This window comes from Bacillus sp. ABR (assembly GCF_056172715.1).
In genome coordinates, this window is sequence record NZ_JAOYSL010000003.1 from 641,197 (window position 1) to 660,760 (window position 19,564).

The following is a 19,564-nucleotide window of genomic DNA, read 5'->3' on the forward strand; positions in this document are numbered from 1 at the left end:
CATTTATTGTTCTTTCTGATCTAAGCCCATTTCTTTTGCATACTGCTTTTTAATATCATTTCGCACCCAGTACCATAGAAGCGCATAAGCCAGAGCACAGATAATCGCTGCAATAAAGTAAGGGTTGCTCGGATCAAGAAGTCTCACCATGATCCAAGGAATGACGTGAGAACCAAGGTCAATACCTGAAATCATGTTTGCCCCTTCTGGGAAATCAAAGCCGACGGCTTTCCCCATGGTCGTTGCAAGCGGTGCAAGGTTCGTTGCGATAAAGAAGACAATCATTAATGTAAAAATACTGTTAATAAGGCCGCGAATAATATTTCCACGAGCGGCTGCTACTGCCCAGACAACTGTAAATGGCAGAACCGATAAGTCAGCAAACGGAAGCATGCCATTGTAAGGCAGAACAACAGCGAGCAAAATCGTAATCGGCACCATTAAAAGGGCTACCGCCATATTCGCTGGATGACCAATGACAATCGCTGTATCTAAACCAATATAGACATTTTTCCCTGGGAAACGCTTTTGAATATAAGAACGAGCGCCCTCAGAGATTGGAATGAGTCCTTCCATTAATAACGCAACCATTCTTGGCATTAAGACAAGAACTGCTGCCATTTGAATCCCGAGTGTCATCACGCCTTTTGCATCATAGCCGCCGAGAAGACCAATAATGATACCAAGTATGAGACCCATCACAAGCGGTTCGCCAAAGATGCCAAAGCGTTTCTTTAATGTTTCTGGATCAGCATGAATTTTGTTTAAACCAGGAATTTTATCAATGACGCGGTTGGACGCATACATCAGCGGTGCGAAGTTGACCGTTTCAGCATGAGCCATCGATACGCCTTTTAATCCAAAATGGTGTTCGATTGTCGGCGCTGTCCAATCGGCTAATTTAAGCGTGATCGCAGAAACAATCAAGCCAACAGCAAGAGCCAAGAACATATTATGATAAGCGTAGTAAGTAACAGAGGCTGCGAAAATTAAATGCCAGAAGTTCCAAATATCCACATTCAGTGTTTTCGTGAAGTTTACGGACAATAAAATCACATTTAACAAAAGCACAAGAGGAATCATGAGCGGGGCAACGGGTGTACCAAAGGATATGGCAGCTCCAATCGGCCATCCAACATCCAAAATATCGAGCTTTAGCCCAAGGGAATTAACCATAGCTTTCGCTGCTGGCCCAAGACCGCTCACGAGCAAATTAATGACAAGATTGACACCGACAAATCCAATTCCGATCGTAATACCGGCTCGGAAAGATTTCTTAAAGCCCTGTCTTAAAATCATACCGAAAAGCGTCATAATAATCGGGAGCATAATAGTTGGTCCAAGGTCTAATATAAAATCGACGGCTTGCTTGATCATACATCCACCTCCTGAATTTTTCAGATAAAGCGCTTACATTATTTCATGAATGATTATTGGTTTAGCTCTTGTTGAAGCAAGTGAGCCGCTTCTTCATAAGAGGTCATGTGAGACAGCTTTGTCATCACTTCTTCTTTTCTAAAAAGTGTCATCAGCTTCTCGAGCATCACAAGCTGCTTGCTAGGCTCAGAGATTGCTAGGACAAACACAATTTTGGCTTGCACTGTTTCATCGGGGCTCCCCATCTTATGAAACACGACAGGTTCCTTTAAAGTAGCTACACTAATCGCCGGTTTGTTCACATGCTCAGGATCTGTATGCGGAATCGCTACCCCAAAAGTTGCAAGCGGGAGACCTGTAGGATATGTTTTTTCTCTTTCAAGCACTGCAGGTAAATAGCTCGATTTAATGTACCCTCCAGCTTCTAACCTGTCTGCTAAGTATGTCGTCACCTCCTCTCTCGAAGATGCTTCGAACTGCAGCGTAATCAGTTGTTCATTTAACTCAAACAAGTTATTCAAACAACCACCCCTTTCATTTGGTATAAATATGAACACATGTAACAAAAAGAATGAACATTTTAGAATAGAACCTTTTATAAAGCGCTTACAATTATATGTTATGAAAAATGTTCAATGTTGTTACCTTTGTAAAGATATTATAATATTCAAAATTATAAGTCAATGTTCCTAGGGAAATTTTTATAAAAAAAGACGCAGTGATCACTGCGTCTTTCTCTACTCGCCTTCTATACTTCTTGTTAAATGTGGCTTCCTATATCTAAAAATTCAGATACAAATAGATTGTCTGTCTGTACTGCCATTTCTTCCTTTGTGCCAATTTTTTCGATTCTTCCTTCATTCATCACCACGACACGATCAGCAATATCGAATGCTTCTTCTTGATCATGTGTCACAAAAATAGTGGTCATTTGAAAGTCACGATGAACTTTTTTCAGCCAATGCCTTAATTCTTTCCTCACCTTTGTATCAAGAGCGCCAAAGGGTTCATCTAAGAGGAGTGCCTTCGGCTGAACGGCAAGTGCTCGTGCCAGTGCTACACGCTGCTTTTGTCCGCCTGACAGCTGCTCTGGATAACGCTGCTCATACTGCGTGAGCTGAACAACCTCTAAAAGCTCATGCACCCGCTCTTTGATGTCTTTTTTAGACAGTCTTTCTCCTCTAGGTTTAATTTTCAGCCCATATGCCACATTATCAAAAACCGTCATATTTCGAAAAAGTGCATATTGCTGAAACACAAAACCGATTTGCCGTTTTCGTACTGGAATGTGTGTGTAATCCTGATCTCCGAATAAAACTTGCCCGTTATTGGCGTAATCAAGACCTGCAATGATTCTTAATAACGTCGTCTTTCCAGAGCCAGATGGTCCTAATAAAGAAATCAATTCACCATTTCTTATCGATAAATCCACGTTTTGCAAAACCTTTGTCTGACCAAATTGTTTTGAGATTTGTTTTGCTGTAATCCCCAAGGCCGATCCCTCCATTTATGTTGACCGCTTGCCAAGCCGGTGATCCCTCTGCTGAATGATTTGTTTAATGATTAAAGTAATGACTGCCACAAATGCCATAAGAGACGCCACAGCAAAAGCGGCTTGAAATTGGTACTCATTGTATAAAATTTCGATATGAAGCGGCATCGTATTGGTCATCCCTCGAATATGACCTGACACAACCGACACAGCACCAAATTCACCAATCGCTCTTGCCCCGGCTAAAATAACGCCGTAAAAAAGAGCCCATTTGATATTTGGGAGTGTCACAAGGAAAAAAGTCTTCCATCCGTTTGCACCAAGTGTGAGTGATGCTTCCTCCTCATGAATGCCTTCATGCTGCATAAACGGGATTAATTCTCTAGCAATAAACGGAAATGTAACGAATATGGTTGCTAGAATCATGCCTGGTACAGAATAAATGACTTTCCATCCATTCTCCATAAGCCAAGGTCCTAAAAGCCCGTTTGAACCAAATAAAAGCACAAATACAAGTCCAGCAATCACAGGCGAAACGGCAAACGGGAGGTCAATTACAGTCGTCAACAAACGTTTGCCGCGGAAGTTAAATTTTGTGATAAGCCATGCAGCACTGACCCCGAAGATCATTTGAAGCGGCAAGGTAACGACGACAATGAAAATGGTCAATTTGATCGCCGCTAGTGTATCTGGATGTGAGATGGCCATAAGGTATGAACTCCACCCTTTCTCGAATGCCTTTGAAAACACGGCGATCAGCGGTATGAGTAAAAATAAAATCAAAAAAGCGTACACCACCGTAATTAATAGGATTTTTACCGTTTTAGATTCGGTTACAGGACTTTTATACTGAACATGATGCCGATGACTAAGCTCTCTCTCCAATGGTTTCACCTCACATATACTTGTTTTTTCCGCTCAACATACCACTGAATGCCGTGAATCAATAACAGGATGAAAAACGAAAGAATCAGCATCAAGCATGCAATCGCTGCTGCACCATGATAATCATATTGTTCAAGCTTGGACATGATCATCAGCGGTGTAATTTCTGTTTTAAACGGAATATTTCCAGCAATAAACACAACAGAGCCATATTCCCCTAGTGCTCTTGCAAACGCAAGTGAAAATCCAGTCATCACCGCAGGAAACAAGGCTGGTAGCAGCACGTGAAAAAAGGTCTGTCTCCTTGTCGCACCAAGAATCGCCGCAGCCTCTTCCACTTCCTGCTGCAGCCCTTCTATCACAGGCTGAACGGTTCGGATAACGAATGGTATGCCGATAAAAATAAGTGCCAAAATAATCCCAATCGGTGTGTATGCCACCTTTAAATGCAGAAATTGACCAATCCACCCATTTGGAGAATAAAGGGTGGTGAGAGCGATACCCGCAACAGCCGTTGGGAGCGCAAAAGGCAAATCGATGAGAGCATCTAAAATTTTCTTTCCGGGAAATGTGTACCTGGCGAGAACCCAGGCAATCAGTACACCAAACCCTGCATTGATGAGAGCAGCTGCAAAGGAAGTCGTCACGGTCAGCTGGAGCGACTTCAATACTCTTGCATCGGTAAACACCTTCCAGATCCCCTCTGCTCCTAATGAAGCCGTCCAAATAAATACCATGGATAAAGGAATGACGACAATCGCACTTACATAAACGAGCGTCACCCCAAGGCTCAGCCCAAATCCAGGCAATATACGTTTTCTTTTATTGGCGGCTGCATGTGTTTTCTTCATCACATCGCCCCCTATTTTTGTCCGCTGTATATTTGATCAAATAAGCCGCCATCATCAAAAAATCTTTTCTGCGCCTTTCTCCACCCGCCAAATGCTTGATCAATCGTCACCATATCAATCTTTTTAAACTGGTCTTTATATTTGTTTAAGACTTCTTGATTTCTAGGACGATAATAGTTTTTCGCCGCAATTTCCTGCCCTTTTTTAGAATATAAATAATCTAAATAAGCCTTTGCCACTTTCTCTGTTCCTTTACGTTTCACATTTTGATCGACGACCGCAACAGGCGGCTCTGCTAGAATACTAATCGATGGGGTGACAATCTCAAATTTGTCTTTGCCTAGTTCGTGCTGTGTTAAATAGGCTTCATTTTCCCATGCAATTAACACATCTCCAAGACCGCGTTCAACAAAGGTCGTTGTGGCCCCGCGTGCACCTGAATCAAGGACTTCGACATGTTCATATAGCTTTTTGACAAAATCCTTTGTTTTGTCTTCATTCCCATGAAATGTTTTATCGGCATATGCCCATGCAGCTAAGTAATTCCATCTCGCACCGCCGGACGTTTTCGGATTTGGTGTAATGATGGACACACCTGGTTTAATCAAGTCGTCCCAGTCTTTAATATTTTTGGGGTTCCCTTTCTTCACAAGAAACACAATGGTCGATGTATACGGAGTTGACTGATTTGGAAATTCTTTTTGCCAATCTTTCGAAAGCAGTCCGCGATCTGCAATCGCATCAATGTCATACCCTAAAGCCAGCGTTGCCACATCTGCCTCGAGTCCATCAATAATCGATCTTCCCTGCTTTCCTGATCCACCGTGAGACTGCTTGATCGTGACATCCTCACCTGTTTTGTCTTTCCAATACGTCTGAAAGGCTTGATTGTATTCCTGATACAATTCACGTGTAGGATCATACGAAACATTTAACAGCTCAACCTTCCCCTTTTGCTTTGAGGATTCGTTTGCGTTTGAGCACGCAGCACTCGTCACAGCCAAGACCACTACGATGGTTACAACCGAGACCCATTTCCACTTTTTCACGTTATCCCGCTCCCCTGTTATCAAATAATAGTGACACCAACCTTGCCGTTTCATACGCAAAAAAGACCCTTAGCCACTTGAAATACATTACAGTCCTGTACTTCAAATTGCCAAGAGCCTTCGGTTGTCCGATCAGCTATGTATGATTGATGTTAGTCTATATATTATTCAAACTATTCACAGGTGTCAACTCTGTTTTTTAATTAAACAAAAAAAGAAACGCCATCTTGCAGAGGCGCTTCTTTTCCCGGGAAATGGTTTTAATCGGCAGATAGCTTTAAATTGACACCAACAGCGGTTCCATTTCTCGAGGAGTCAGCTACTCCAGTAAATGTCCCTGCTTTTCGATCAATGAGTAAAGCTTGCACATTTCCTATATCAATAGGCGAACTGCCAAAACGGTGACCCATGTCATTTAGCTTCGTTCTCACATCAAGGGGAACTCCTACTTCGTAACGGTAAGAAGTTGGACTGTTTGTATATATCCGCGGCTCTTCCACTGCATCTTGAAGCTCCATATCGTATTCAAGCAAGTTTAGGATGGTTTGTGAAACAGAAGCAATAATGGTCGTTCCTCCAGGTGAGCCAACAGTCATGACCGGCTCGTTATCTTTGAATATGATCGTCGGGGTCATACTGGATAATGGACGTTTATTCGGCTGGACTTCATTTGCTCCGCCTGGTCTTGCGTCAAAATCTGTTAGTTCATTGTTTAAGAAAAAGCCATATTCCGGAACAAGAATCCCTGTACCAAATAACTGTTCAATGGTTGTTGTGAATGACACGACATTTCCCCACTGATCGGCAACAGTAAAATGAGTGGTCTCGCCAATGGTTTTATCTTCTGGCTGCGGGACAATCGGGGATGGATTTTTTTCATCCTCATAAGCCCATGGATCTCCTTCTTTCGGGTTTTTATTCATTTGATCTAATTGAATGAGAGAAGCTCTTTTTGAAATGTAATCATCGTCTAGTAGTCCTTTTAGTGGAACATCTACGAATTCGGGGTCGCCTGCATATGCAGCACGGTCAGCATAGGAGAGATGCATTGTTTCAGCAAGCAGCTGATATTTTTCGAATGATTTGGGGTCATATTGTGATAGATTGAAGTGATCTAGTATTTTGAGTATTTGCAGCATAAACACACCGCCTGAGCTTGGTGGAGGCATACTTGCAAGCTGGTATCCTTTATAGTCCCCCCAGATAGGCTTGTCAGTCTTGACCTCATAACGACCAATGTCATCAGTTGTCATCGTTCCGCCAAAATCTTGGACTGTATTTGCAAGTGCCTTTGCTACTTTTCCTTCATAAAATGCTTTACTTCCTTTTTTCGCAATGAGCTTAAATGTTTTGGCAAGGCCTGGCTGTACAAGCAGATCGCCTTCTTTGAGCGGCTGATCATCTGGAAGAAAGATTGGCGCTGCAGCCGTTTTTTTCAGCTTTCCTTGATGATCTTCAATGGCTTGTGCCAGAACAGAATCGATTTCAAATCCATCCTCTGCAAGCTGGATGGAAGGCTCAATCAATTCCTTCATCGAACGGGTCCCCCACTTATCCAATGCTGCCTCGAGACCTTTTACTGTCCCTGGAACACCAACCGCATTACCGTGTGTAGACCGCTCAGCAAATGGGATGACTTTTCCCTCGTCCGTTAAAAACATGTCAGGTGTTGCGCCCTGTGGTGCTCGTTCTCTACTATTGATGATGGATGTTTCTTTTGTCTTTCCATCATAAACCATCATAAAACCACCGCCGCCAATTCCAGACATCATTGGCTCTGTCACATTCAGTGCGTACTGGATGGCAACAGCAGCATCCACTGCGTTTCCACCTTTCTTCAATACATCAGCACCTACTTCTGATGCCAGCGGGTGAGCAGTAGCCACCATGCCATCTTTACCAACAGCTACTTTACTCCCATGAGATTCGTTCGCATTGACTTGGCTGACAGGCAGAAAAAACGAGAAAACAAACAGACATATGGACAAAACAGTTAGAGAAATGCGTTTCATGAACAACACCCCTTCCATATTCTTACTTTGACCTTACCGACTTCTTGACCAGAATACAATAGATTATTCTAAAATTTCAAAAATTTTCATCCTATCATCCTACATTTCCCAAATCGGACATTGTTTTTCAAAACATATGACGCACTCGATCATTAGGAATAAAGACACATCATTTCCAACGATTCGGGTTCAAGGTATAATAAATACAACAAAGAGGGGGAAAAAACGGTGAACAACAAAAGCAGATTATTTTGGGAAGACTATTGGAAAGAGAAATCAGAACAAGCACCTGCTGACGCATTTGTATCGGCGTGGGCATTCGGATCAGATCCAGATCATTTACTTGATCTTGTCAAGCAAGGAAAGAAAACAGCCACTTGTTCTGGACACCTGTTTTATGAAAAGGAACATGAGCCGCTTCCAAAACCCGGACAATATGCGGTCATTTTGGATAGCCAGGAAGAGCCAAAAGCCATCATTGAAATTACAGATGTAGATGTCATGCCAATGAATGAAGTCCCCGAATCATTTGCAAAAGCAGAAGGTGAAGGCGATTTATCTTATGACTATTGGTATAGAGAACATAAAGAATTTTTCACAGAAGCACTCCAATCATACGGATTAGATTTCAAAGAGGATATGCTTCTTGTTTGTGAAAGGTTTAAGCTGATTCATTCGGCTTCTTAGACTATAAGCGGTGCCAAAAATGGCCCGCTTTTTTCGTTGCTTTTCCCCTTTTAGAAAAAGGTGTGTTGAGATCACATCTTTAGGTCAGAATAAGATCAAATAGAAAAAGTGAAGAAATTTTCGACTACACCTGTTTTTTTTCGACAAAAGAATATATAATTATTTGATGTGTGCATTGTCTCATTTATACAATGGAGGGTTTTTACATGTTAAAAAGGAAAAAAGACAAGTTTTCCGTCTTGTTAACGGAAATTGCTAAAAATTTAGATGAAACTGCTGAGTATTTTGTTAGCTATAAAGTAACAAATCAAACCACTCTGAAAGAATTTTCTGACACATTGAAGGAATATGAGACAAAAGGTGATAATCATGTTCATACCATGATTAAAGAGCTGAACAAAGCCTTTATTACACCGATTGAACGTGAAGACATTCTTCAATTAACGAATAGCCTCGATGATGTTTTAGATGGAATTGAGCATTTTTCCGCAACATTAGAAATTTACTCAATCACAAGCTCTGACGAACATATCGACAAATTCAGCCACTACATCAGAGAGTGTGCGAAAGAAATTTTAATCACAATTGATTTACTAGCTGAAAATCGCTTGAAAGATATTCATCCGCACGCAATCAAGATTAAAGAGATTGAACATAATTGTGACAATCTTCATCGTAAATCATTAAAGAACTTGTTTGGAAAAGAAACAGATCCAATTAAGGTGATTCAATACAAAGAAATTTACGAAACACTTGAAGAAATCGCTGATTCCTGTCAAAGTGTTGCCAACAATCTAGAAACAATCATTATGAAGAATGCGTAACGGGGTTAGTTAAACATGGACACATTACTCATCCTTACCATACTTATTGTCATTTGTGCACTTGCTTTTGATTTCATTAACGGGTTCCACGATACAGCAAATGCCATTGCAACTTCAGTTTCAACGAAGGCATTAAAGCCTAGACATGCGATTATCATGGCAGCGTTCATGAACTTCTTAGGAGCAATGACATTTACAGGTGTGGCAAAATCCATTACAAAAGATATCGCAGATCCATTTACACTTCAAAACGGCTCTGTTGTGATCTTGGCTGCTTTAATTGCCGCCATCACATGGAACTTGCTTACTTGGTATTACGGGATTCCGAGTAGTTCTTCACATGCACTAATCGGATCAATTGCAGGAGCTGTTATTGCCTCTGCCGGTTTTGGCGCTTTAAACTATTCGGGATTCATTAAAATCATTCAAGCCCTTTTGCTTTCACCTATCCTAGCTTTCGTATTGGGATATATCGTGTATACCATTATCAAAATTATATTTAGAAACAACAATCTCGCAAAAACAAATAAACAATTCCGACGTGTTCAAATCTTAACGGCTGCACTGCAATCGTATACCCATGGAACAAACGATGCGCAAAAAGCGATGGGAATTATTACGATGGCTTTAATTGCAGGTAATTTGCATACAACAGACGACATTCCTTTCTGGGTACAATTCTCTTGTGCGCTTGCAATGGGACTCGGTACTTCTATTGGCGGCTGGAAGATTATCAAAACAGTCGGCGGTAAAATTATGAAAATTCGTCCAGTAAACGGAGTATCTGCCGACTTAACGGGTGCAGCTATTATCTTCGGTGCAACGTTTATTCACTTACCTGTTAGTACCACTCACGTGATCTCATCTTCTATTCTAGGTGTAGGTTCTGCACACAGAGTCAAAGGGGTAAACTGGGGTACGGCAAAACGTATGCTTGTCACTTGGGTGATTACATTACCGATTTCAGGAACTCTAGGAGCTCTTATATACTTTGTGTTAAATGCGATTCTCTAATTTCAAAGACCTGTCTGACAGGTCTTTTTTTATTTGTCTGCACACTTAAATATCCTTTCCCCGGAGGACATTTTTTCATGAAGCAGGGTTTCCAATCATATCCATAGAAATAAACAAGTATTCATCTGTCTATGGGAGAGAAGAACATGCTATTATTTTTTCAATTGACTGTTTGGTTATTGCTAGGTGCTCTTGCTTTGTATGTATTTGCGGTATGGCGCTTTGAACAAAAAGTAAAAGAAAAGATGTTTGCCATTCGTAAAACGTGGTATTGGATTTATGTAGCAGGTGCTGTCGTGTACTGGACAAATGATCCTTCTTCTATCTTCACTGATTGGATGCACTACTTGATCATTGCCGTTTTTTTCGCATTAACCGATGCTTTCATCTTTCTTAGCTCCTATATTAAGAAACTCGGAAATCATGAGCTGGAAACCGACACCCATCAACTCCTTGAACAAAATAACGATCTGCTTCATTCTTACCTTAATAAACTAAAAACGTACCAATACCTATTGAAAAATGAACCGATCCATGTATATTATGGAAGTGTAGAGGCATATATAGAGGGAATTGAGCGGCTAATTTATTCTTTTGCCGACAAGATGAATATTCAAGCGGTGCTTTGTCCATACGATACGCAGGAACAAAAAGATGACCTGCTTCGGACACTTGACCAGCGGGCTCTCATTCAGGCGAAGCTTGACAGGCAGGAAGTATATTATGATGATTTCGGTCATTTGGTGCTCATCCCATTTTCTGTAGCAGATGCTCATTTTGTCATTAAGCTCACCTCCGATGAGATTGTCACGGAGTTCGACTATTTATTAATGACATCACTTACAACAATTTATGACCTAATCTTGCCTGACGAAGAGGAAGGTGATGAAGATGGACCACGCACTTCAAGGGGATAACAACAATCCTAAGAAAAACCCTTTTAAGATTTTAAAGAAAAAACGCCATATCAGTATGGCCGATTATAAGGTAAGCCCCCATACTGAGCGAATTTTTAAAAAGAATGAACAGCTTCTGGATGAGTATAAAAATAAAAAGGCTTGATTACACTAAAGGACGCGGAACGAAATCCGCGTCCTGATTCCATTTTTACATAGACTTGCATACAATACGCTATACGCTGCAACGATTGAGGTGCCAAAATGAAAAAGAAAATCAAACAACTAAGGTATGTTCAGTTTGCCGAATATCAGCCATCCCCATATACTAGGCGATTAATTGAAAAAAGTGAAACAGCCATCCAATCATACAAACAGAAACACTCACTGATTTAATAGTTTAAGCAGCTTTTCCTTCGTTTTAGGACCGTATACCCCATCACTTGTCAGACCGTTCACCAGCTGAAAGCGTGCCACGGCATTCGCCGTTTTTTCTCCGTAAACACCATCGATGCCTTTATCTGCAGCCGATTTATCAGGATAAAAATAAACGGCAGCAAGCGCTTTTTGGACGAGGCGTACGTGCTCTCCCTTCGTTAGAGGCGAAGTCACCTTTAAAATCCCATCCGGCAGCTCATACATCATTTTTCCATCATTTCGATAAATTTTAAGAACCTGTCCAATTTGAATCTTGTTCGGGTCGCTAATGTTATTCCACTTCTGTAGATCCTGAACTGTGACGTCATGAGCTTTAGCAATACTCGTTAACGTATCCCCGCTTTTGACGACATACGTGATGACCGTCTCAGGGTCTCCTGCCGTTTCAATTCCTTTTTTAAATTCATCCCATGTAGCAAGAAGCAGGCGTGGACATGCTTTTCCAGACCAGTGCTGATGTGTAACCACGTTAGCTAGTGGAATGTTATGTTCTTTCAGCAGCTTTTGGATGAGCCATTGCGCATGTTTGACCGCTTGCTGGAAATTCCCATCTTCATTTTCACAAATTTCAATGCCGATCGACTTTCGATTACCATTGCCTTGTCCGTCCCCTGCATGCCAGCCATTTTCATTTAACGGCAGATGCTGAAAAATTTCATGATCATCCACTGTAAAGTGCCAGCTCACCTCTGTCGTTGGGCGTTTCACATATGCCGCATGACTTTTCGCATCCGCTCCTTTTGATGTGTTTGCTGTGTTATGCACCGTCACATACATCGGTGTCATGGCGTATCCTGGGCGGTTTCCGTTTCCAACTGGAATAAAATCTTGATAAATTTCTACCATGTTCTGCACTCCCTTTTGCTAGATTGAATTGATCTTTCTCATCAATTGGTGGCGTTCGTAAGACAACATGAGTTTGTTTTAGTGATAAGACTATGGTAAAATTTGAATTCAATCACTCATTTTAGTAGTGGAAAACGTAAAAATGAAGAAAAAAACAGGAATTAATTCCATTTTTCCTTGATTTTATGTTAAAATTGTTAAAAATAAGCCGATAATAAAAGTAAGCAATAGCTCAATTAGCTATTTAGTCCTATATGGACTTTTCTTTTACGTCAAAAATAGAACATACGTTTGCTTGGAGGTTTTTAAATGACTGGATTTTTAACCCATTTAGAAGAAGAGATTAAACGGTTATATGCCAAACTACAAATAAGCGGTCCTGCTTATAGAGACATGCAAAGGATCGCTTCTGAATTTCATGTATGGGTCCACTATGAGGATACTGGCAGCATGATGATCAAACATCAAGGTCTTTACAGTATTATATTAAACAGATCTCTATCATCAGAGGAACAATGGCAGGATTTTGCCCACGAGCTTTGTCATGTGCTCAAGCATGCAGGCAATCATTTCAAGATGCACAAACTCTTTCGAGAACTGCAAGAGTTTCAGGCTAAACAATTTATGTATCACTTTTGTGTACCGACCTTTATGCTGATGCAAATGAAGCTTCCAAACCTTCGGCAGCAAGCCATTTTACACATTGCGCAAACATTTCACGTCACCTGGGCTTTTGCTGAAAAGCGGCTTGCCTTATTCGAACAACGGAAAGCCGGCATTCGCTTCCAACAAGAGTTTACATCTTATTTAATGAAAGCCGAAAAGGTCGCGGAAAAAGAAGCTGTTTATCAAACGTAAGCCTCTCTGCATAGGGGAACAGGCGTTTATTCATACAGGTTTAATACTTGCTTGAGTACATTTGTGTACCGATAAAATTGCTCATTTTGCGTTTCGCGGCGATAGCGCCGTCTGAAGTCTTGAAAGAATGCTCTTCTTTGCGCCTGACTGATTTCAAGTTGTACACTTTTTCCCGTCAGACATTGATTATTGATATTGTGAGGATGTGTTCCAGAATAACGATCAGATTCAGATAGCAGCACTGCTTGGAAGCCATTAAGCGTTAAACGTTTCACTGTTTCCGCCGCTCTTTCTCTGTCTGTCCCGCCCACTAATGTTTGAAGCATCTCCGTTTCCCCGTAGCCATGGAGCGCAAACGTGTAATGATGGGTATGCACTAGAGAAAGGCAGACCGGCTCATCGAAACGTGTGCTTGTAATGTGAAGCACATGATTGCCTTTCACTTTAAGGCCTTCAAATAAATACATAGACTGATTACTTGCGATTTCATGAATGAGCTCACTCACGCCAGATTCAATTCCTCCGGCATGAGGGGATAAAACCAAAAGCTGGTCACCTTTCCGCTCGTGAAGAATTTGATAATCGATTCCTTCTCTTTCATGAGCGGAAAGCTCTTCATAACTTTGATATGTATCAATGATTTGCGTCATTCCATCTTCCCCATTTCTCTATATGAGCATAAGTCTACTGATCTTAAATTCTTTTGTAAAGGGATTTCGAATGACCTATCAACATAAAACATCCTTAAATTTTCCTTATCTTTACGGCTATCTGTTGAATTTTGAGAAAAAATGACCGATAATTGAAATGAATAGAACTTTTGGACTATATGAATCTTTTTGCATTCTCTCTCATAAATTAGAAATATTGTGATCTACATCTGGAGGAATTCATGTTAAAAAAGAAAACCACCATCACCCTTGTCATCTTATTCCTTAGCTTCGCTGGCATCATTTACTGGAAATGCTTTTCTCTTCAAGGCGTATCTCACGGAACCTTTATCCGCTCGATGACATCACCAGACGGAACATATATCATCAACACCTATCGACATAGCGGAGGGAAACTAAAGGAGAACGCAGTTAGAGCAGAAATTGAAAACAAGCTCACCCACCGAAAGAAAACGATTTACTGGAAATACCCTGATAAAGACCCCCTCATCAAATGGAAAAATGGACAGCTTGTTCAAATCGGGCATGAATTTTTAAATGTGGTAAAGGGTGAAACATACGATTATCGCTTTGATCGGAACAAAAGAAAATAGCGTATTAAAAAAACGAATCCCTCTTGGATTCGTTTTTTACGTTGACATCACATGCTGCATAAATTCTTTCATTTCTTTACTTACGATTGTCAGTCGTTCCACAATTTCACTAAACTCTGTTACAAGTAAAGCCTGCTCTGCTGATGAACCTTTCATATGTCCCATACTCTCAAGTAATGTATGTATATTGGAGGAAATTCCTTGCAAAGAGCTTTCGATATTTTCTGTTGCACGTGAAGTTTCACTTGAAAGCTTTTGAACCTCACTGGCTACAACACTAAAACCAGCCCCTTCTTTTCCTGCCCTGGCTGCTTCGATTGACGCATTCAATCCTAGCAAACTCGTTTGTTTCGAAATCCCTTTAATCATCTTTGTAATATCGGATGTTTTTTTCGAGCTTTCAAGTGTTTGCTGCGTTTGTAAGGTCATTTCCTCACTTGTCGCAGAAAGCTCCTCTGAATGCGCCGCCACCACATGCACCTTTTCTTGAATACTATGAATGATGTCATTTAATGACTCCATATACGCTTCAAGCTCTAATTGATTTTTAATCGGAAAACCTAAAGCGAGTGCACCAATAACCTGTTGATTTTCATCAAAAATTGGCAAACCCATTGCATTTAACGGTATTCCATAGACCGATTCAGGTACAAACGTACTTGATGTTTCACCTCTAAGCGCTTTTTTCATATTTAAATCATCTGGTTTAATGGGTTCTCCAGCACGAATTTGAAAATCAACATCTTTCGATGGCAAATACAGCAAAAATTTCTCTCGATCAATGACACCCATCGTCACTTCATTTTTTAAAATCTGCATCATATAAGGTGCTGCTGTCACAATACTCTGTAGTATATCCAATTTCTCTACCCCCTTATATAGTTTATCGGTCGTTCTTCTTAAATTAATAGTTACTTTTTAAAAATAATAATGATGATTGAAGAAATTCTTCATATTTACGAGTAAAAAGAAGTACGTTTCCTTTCTATATTCAAGCGGAAATTTGCTATAATTAATGAATCAACATATGATGAAATGGTCATGTAACCATTTTGTGTATTCAATGGAGGCGCATGTTGTGACACAACCCATGAAATATGAGCGGGCAATCGTCATTGGCGGAGGTATCACCGGGATGCTCGCTGCAAAAGTTTTATCAACGTTTTATCATCAAGTATTGATTATTGAAAAGGATGAACTGCCGGACTCTCCTGAGAATCGTCTCGGCACTCCTCAAGCCTTTCATCCACATAGAATGCTGCCACTTGGCAAGCAAATCGTTGAACGGCTATTTCCTGGTTATACAAAAGAGTTACTGGCAATGGGCGGATTTAATACCATGCATCAAACCTCTCGATTCATTACAAAAGATGGCGAATTAACACTCACTGATAGAGAAGAAACCGCCGTCACAAGACGCGCAATGCTAGAGTGGGTATTGATGCAAAGAATGGTAACAGAAGAACGCGTGCAGTTTTTAGAAAAACATGAAGCCATCTCCCTTCAGTTTAAAGAGGGAACTAATCAAGTCATGGGGCTTATCGTGAAGGACCGGCAAGTAAAACCTGGCAGCATTCATGAAATGAAAGCGGACTTAGTAATTGATACGTCTGGAAGAAAGTCTAAATTGCCAAAATGGCTGAAAGACGCTGGACTCACCTTACCACAGACTGATGAGTTAAGTGTGTTTCTAGGTTACAGCACAAGATACTATCAAATACCATCAGGTGCGCCACCCCTGCAATCAATGGTTGTAGTTGGCCAGCCAGACAAGCAAATCCCAACAGGACTGTTTGAACGGGTAGATCATGATTTAGTAGCTGTGCTTCTTTCTGCAGCCGGCGGTTCACATTATCCAACAACGGATGCTGATCAGTTTGATTCAGAAACCGCTGCTCTGAGCGATCCCGCGATAGCAGAAGCCATCACCCATTTAACGCCCTTTACAAAACCAAAAGGATTTAGAGTTCCTTCTTGCGTAAGACATCACTATGAACATATGCAGAATTGGCCAAGTGGATTATTGGTGATGGGCGATTCCTTGTGTACGTTAGATCCCATTCATGGGCAGGGTATGACCAAAGCAGCTCTTGAAGCACAAACACTTGACCGTATGCTCAAACAAGCACAAAAAAATGAGCGGCTGTCTTTTGAAAAGGACACATTACAAAAAATGCAGCAAGCGAGTGAACTTGGCTGGTGGCTTTGTGCAATTGCTGATATGGCTTGGGATGGTGTCGAGTTAAAAGGAGAAACAACCATCCCCCACTTGACGTTCGTACAGGAATTTTTAAACCGCTACGTACAATACGCCATTGTCACAAAACAGCCTGAACGACTTGAAGCGTATCACCGGATGCATTCTTTCTTAACAGAACCGAGAGAAATCATCAACTTAGAACAGCTGCACGACATGATTCAAGCTGACACCTCAGGAGAAACAGCCGAATGGTGGAAGCAATGGGATCAAAAGAACGATGAAGGCAACCGAGCTTTTTTCCATGAAGCGGTTCCTGACTTTCGTCTAGAGCACATGCTGTCATTTGATTGAACTAAAAAAAGCCCCTTTATTGGGGCTTTTTCATTAACGTAATAATTGAAGTACGTTTTGTGGCTGTTGGTTTGCTTGTGCTAGCATTGCTTGAGATGCTTGAGAAAGAATGTTGTTCTTTGTGAACTCACTCATTTCTTTCGCCATGTCAACGTCACGAATACGAGACTCAGCAGCTGTTAAGTTTTCAGCAGAAGCACCAAGGTTGTTGATTGTGTGCTCTAGACGGTTTTGAACTGCACCAAGTTTAGCACGTTGAGCAGATACTTGGTTGATAGCTGCATCAACAATTTTTAGTTGAGTATCAAAACCAACATCTTCTGCTTTTGCATCATTGTCAGCAAATTTTCTTACATCGATGTCTTTAACAGCTTGATTTTCTACAATTTCCCCATCAGTTTTAACTCCTAATGCATCAGTACTCATTTTTTCAATATTAACTGAAATTTGTTGAGTTGCGTTAGCACCGATTTGGAATACTAAAGCATTACCAGTAGCTGGAGTTGCATCTGGATCATCTGGATCTGGAGCTGCTGCATCCTCTCCTGCTTTAAACGTACCATCTAACAATTTTTTACCGTTAAACTCTGTACGATTTGAGATACCATCTACTTCTTCTTGTAATGCTTGAATCTCATCTTGAATAGATTGAAGATCCGTATCTTTGTCTTGTGTACCAGTGTTTCCAGCTTGAATAACTAGTTCACGAACACGTTGAAGGATTGAGTGAGTTTCAGTCAATGCACCTTCAGCTGTTTGGATAAGAGAGATACCGTCTTGTGCGTTTTTAGATGCCATTTCTAAACCGCGGATTTGTCCACGCATTTTTTCAGAAATTGCTAGACCTGCAGCGTCATCTCCTGCACGGTTGATTTTAAGACCAGAAGAAAGTTTCTCCATGTTCTTTTGCCCTGCTCCATTGTTTGCAGACAAACGGTTCAGAGTGTTAAGTGCTGCGATATTGTGGTTAATTCTCATTTCCTATTACCTCCATGTGTTTGAACCAATTAGACATCCATGTCCAAAAGTTCTAAAACAGATTTTTTTGTAAGCCTTACATTCCCTTTATCGAACCATAATAGAGAATGTTTAACAAAAAAGGATCAAATGAGGAAAAAGACTTATTCATTATGATCGTTTCGCTAGAGAATACTTGAATTCGAGGACTTTTTTCACATTTTACAAAAATGACTTAAGAATCATAAAAAGAGAAATTCGAAGAACAAGACATAAAAAAAAGCCCCATAAAGGGGCTTTTCATTAACGTAGTAATTGAAGTACGTTTTGTGGCTGTTGGTTAGCTTGTGCAAGCATTGCTTGAGACGCTTGAGAAAGAATGTTGTTCTTTGTGAACTCACTCATTTCTTTCGCCATGTCAACGTCACGGATACGAGACTCAGCAGCTGTTAGGTTTTCACCAGAAGCACCAAGGTTGTTGATTGTGTGCTCTAGACGGTTTTGGACTGCACCAAGTTTACCACGTTGAGCAGATACTTGGTTGATAGCTTCATCAACAATCTTTAATTGCGCATCAAAACCTACATCAGCTGCAGTTGAAGCATTATCAGCAAACTTTGTAACATCGATATCTTTCACGGAATGAAGAGCTGCAATAGAACCATCAGCTTCTTTAATTCCTAATGCACTTGCAGCCATACTTTCAATGTTTACTCCAATTTGTTGAGTTGCATTAGCACCAATTTGGAAGATCAAACTTGTTGTAGTTGCAGGAGTACCAGTGTTCTTAAATGTACCATCTAACAATTTTTTACCGTTAAACTCTGTACGATTTGAGATACCATCTACTTCTTCTTGTAGAGCTTTAATCTCGTCTTGAATAGATGTAAGATCAGTAGCTTTATCCTGTGTCCCAGTGTTTCCAGCTTGTACGACTAGTTCACGTACACGTTGAAGGATTGAATGAGTTTCAGTCAATGCACCTTCAGCTGTTTGAATAAGAGAAATACCGTCTTGTGCGTTTTTAGATGCCATTTCTAATCCGCGGATTTGTCCACGCATTTTTTCAGAGATCGCTAGACCTGCTGCGTCATCTCCTGCGCGATTGATTTTAAGACCAGAAGAAAGTTTCTCCATGTTCTTTTGGCTCGCACCGTTGTTTGCAGACAAACGGTTTAAAGTGTTAAGTGCTGCGATATTGTGGTTAATTCTCATTTCCTATTACCTCCATGTATATGGGACCTGACAGACGTCCTTGTCTGAAAAAAGTCCTTTTTCTAGAGTTTATATACTCTAACAATTCTTTTATCGGATTATTTTATAGGAAGTTTAGCATTTTTCATAAATTTATTAACAAATTTATAAGCCTTAGTTCATGATTTAACTCTACACCACCTATTGGGGGATCCAGTTAGAAATTTTATTATTTTTAACGCTGTAACTAAAGTACGACTGCACATCGAATGATTCCAAGATATAATTGCCTTCATGAATAATTTAGAAAAACAAAAAAAGCCCCATAATGGGGCTTTTTATTAACGTAATAATTGAAGTACGTTTTGC

20 protein-coding genes are annotated in these 19,564 nt (G+C 40.6%); 8 read left to right on the forward strand and 12 right to left on the reverse strand.

Features of this window, described 5'->3' with window-relative positions:
* Nucleotides 1-3: 3 nt before the first annotated feature.
* The 7 genes from OIT90_RS13370 to ggt all read right to left on the reverse strand — a co-directional run bounded on the left by OIT90_RS13370 (nt 4) and on the right by ggt (nt 7,666).
* Nucleotides 4-1,377, reverse strand: coding sequence for a PTS galactitol transporter subunit IIC (locus OIT90_RS13370; protein WP_025093457.1), 1,374 nt, complete (start codon nt 1,375-1,377; stop codon nt 4-6).
* A 53-nt stretch (nt 1,378-1,430) separates the two neighbouring features.
* Nucleotides 1,431-1,898, reverse strand: a complete 468-nt coding sequence (locus tag OIT90_RS13375) for a PTS sugar transporter subunit IIA (protein WP_058838933.1) — start codon at nt 1,896-1,898, stop codon at nt 1,431-1,433.
* Nucleotides 1,899-2,137: 239 nt separating this feature from the next.
* Nucleotides 2,138-2,869 (reverse strand): sulfate/molybdate ABC transporter ATP-binding protein, encoded by a 732-nt coding sequence (locus tag OIT90_RS13380; protein WP_058838932.1) that lies wholly within the window; start codon nt 2,867-2,869, stop codon nt 2,138-2,140.
* Between the two features lie 15 nt (nt 2,870-2,884).
* Entirely contained in the window at nt 2,885-3,754 is an 870-nt protein-coding gene (gene cysW / locus OIT90_RS13385) for a sulfate ABC transporter permease subunit CysW (protein ID WP_327841956.1), read from the reverse strand.
* 5 nt (nt 3,755-3,759) lie between these two features.
* Nucleotides 3,760-4,605: a sulfate ABC transporter permease subunit CysT gene (gene cysT, locus OIT90_RS13390; protein ID WP_106025259.1), complete on the reverse strand. Its 846-nt coding sequence runs from the start codon at nt 4,603-4,605 to the stop codon at nt 3,760-3,762.
* A gap of 11 nt (nt 4,606-4,616) precedes the next feature.
* Complete coding sequence (locus tag OIT90_RS13395) at nt 4,617-5,654, reverse strand: sulfate ABC transporter substrate-binding protein (protein ID WP_106025260.1); 1,038 nt, start codon at nt 5,652-5,654, stop codon at nt 4,617-4,619.
* A gap of 260 nt (nt 5,655-5,914) precedes the next feature.
* Nucleotides 5,915-7,666 carry a gamma-glutamyltransferase gene (gene ggt, locus OIT90_RS13400; protein ID WP_058838928.1) on the reverse strand — a complete coding sequence of 584 codons (1,752 nt, stop codon included), beginning with the start codon at nt 7,664-7,666 and terminating at the stop codon, nt 5,915-5,917.
* Nucleotides 7,667-7,894: 228 nt separating this feature from the next.
* On the opposite strand from ggt, the gene OIT90_RS13405 reads away from it, so the two are divergent.
* The 5 genes from OIT90_RS13405 to OIT90_RS13425 all read left to right on the forward strand — a co-directional run bounded on the left by OIT90_RS13405 (nt 7,895) and on the right by OIT90_RS13425 (nt 11,253).
* Nucleotides 7,895-8,353 (forward strand): ASCH domain-containing protein, encoded by a 459-nt coding sequence (locus OIT90_RS13405; RefSeq protein WP_059376836.1) that lies wholly within the window; start codon nt 7,895-7,897, stop codon nt 8,351-8,353.
* Between the two features lie 206 nt (nt 8,354-8,559).
* Nucleotides 8,560-9,177, forward strand: coding sequence for a DUF47 domain-containing protein (locus tag OIT90_RS13410; RefSeq protein ID WP_024426775.1), 618 nt, complete (start codon nt 8,560-8,562; stop codon nt 9,175-9,177).
* A gap of 15 nt (nt 9,178-9,192) precedes the next feature.
* Nucleotides 9,193-10,191, forward strand: coding sequence for an inorganic phosphate transporter (locus OIT90_RS13415; protein ID WP_017359158.1), 999 nt, complete (start codon nt 9,193-9,195; stop codon nt 10,189-10,191).
* A gap of 146 nt (nt 10,192-10,337) precedes the next feature.
* A complete protein-coding gene (locus OIT90_RS13420) occupies nt 10,338-11,108 on the forward strand; it encodes a type II toxin-antitoxin system SpoIISA family toxin (protein ID WP_474892614.1) in 771 nt (256 codons plus the stop codon).
* A complete protein-coding gene (locus tag OIT90_RS13425) occupies nt 11,083-11,253 on the forward strand; it encodes a type II toxin-antitoxin system SpoIISB family antitoxin (protein ID WP_024424961.1) in 171 nt (56 codons plus the stop codon). The genes OIT90_RS13420 and OIT90_RS13425 overlap by 26 nt, the downstream gene beginning before the upstream one ends.
* Nucleotides 11,254-11,471: 218 nt before the next feature.
* On the opposite strand, the gene OIT90_RS13430 is transcribed toward OIT90_RS13425, so the two are convergent.
* Nucleotides 11,472-12,371: an N-acetylmuramoyl-L-alanine amidase gene (locus OIT90_RS13430; RefSeq protein ID WP_039177933.1), complete on the reverse strand. Its 900-nt coding sequence runs from the start codon at nt 12,369-12,371 to the stop codon at nt 11,472-11,474.
* Between the two features lie 309 nt (nt 12,372-12,680).
* On the opposite strand from OIT90_RS13430, the gene OIT90_RS13435 reads away from it, so the two are divergent.
* Nucleotides 12,681-13,229 carry an ImmA/IrrE family metallo-endopeptidase gene (locus OIT90_RS13435; RefSeq protein ID WP_024424963.1) on the forward strand — a complete coding sequence of 183 codons (549 nt, stop codon included), beginning with the start codon at nt 12,681-12,683 and terminating at the stop codon, nt 13,227-13,229.
* Nucleotides 13,230-13,255: 26 nt separating this feature from the next.
* On the opposite strand, the gene OIT90_RS13440 is transcribed toward OIT90_RS13435, so the two are convergent.
* A complete protein-coding gene (locus OIT90_RS13440) occupies nt 13,256-13,879 on the reverse strand; it encodes a poly-gamma-glutamate hydrolase family protein (protein WP_058838925.1) in 624 nt (207 codons plus the stop codon).
* 242 nt (nt 13,880-14,121) lie between these two features.
* Between OIT90_RS13440 and OIT90_RS13445 the strand changes: the two genes are divergently transcribed.
* The gene (locus OIT90_RS13445; RefSeq protein ID WP_039177928.1) at nt 14,122-14,493 is read left to right on the forward strand and encodes a DUF5412 domain-containing protein; all 372 of its coding nucleotides are present in this window, start codon (nt 14,122-14,124) and stop codon (nt 14,491-14,493) included.
* 36 nt (nt 14,494-14,529) lie between these two features.
* Here the strand turns inward: OIT90_RS13445 and OIT90_RS13450 are convergent, their stop codons facing one another.
* Complete coding sequence (locus tag OIT90_RS13450; protein ID WP_203129687.1) at nt 14,530-15,354, reverse strand: methyl-accepting chemotaxis protein; 825 nt, start codon at nt 15,352-15,354, stop codon at nt 14,530-14,532.
* Nucleotides 15,355-15,571: 217 nt separating this feature from the next.
* Between OIT90_RS13450 and OIT90_RS13455 the strand changes: the two genes are divergently transcribed.
* Nucleotides 15,572-17,044 carry an NAD(P)/FAD-dependent oxidoreductase gene (locus OIT90_RS13455; RefSeq protein WP_474892615.1) on the forward strand — a complete coding sequence of 491 codons (1,473 nt, stop codon included), beginning with the start codon at nt 15,572-15,574 and terminating at the stop codon, nt 17,042-17,044.
* A gap of 33 nt (nt 17,045-17,077) precedes the next feature.
* Here OIT90_RS13455 and hag (OIT90_RS13460) read toward each other — a convergent pair whose 3' ends face one another.
* Nucleotides 17,078-18,022: a flagellin Hag gene (gene hag / locus OIT90_RS13460; protein WP_474892616.1), complete on the reverse strand. Its 945-nt coding sequence runs from the start codon at nt 18,020-18,022 to the stop codon at nt 17,078-17,080.
* A gap of 282 nt (nt 18,023-18,304) precedes the next feature.
* Nucleotides 18,305-19,216 (reverse strand): flagellin Hag, encoded by a 912-nt coding sequence (hag, locus tag OIT90_RS13465; RefSeq protein ID WP_144490645.1) that lies wholly within the window; start codon nt 19,214-19,216, stop codon nt 18,305-18,307.
* Nucleotides 19,217-19,564: the final 348 nt, after the last annotated feature.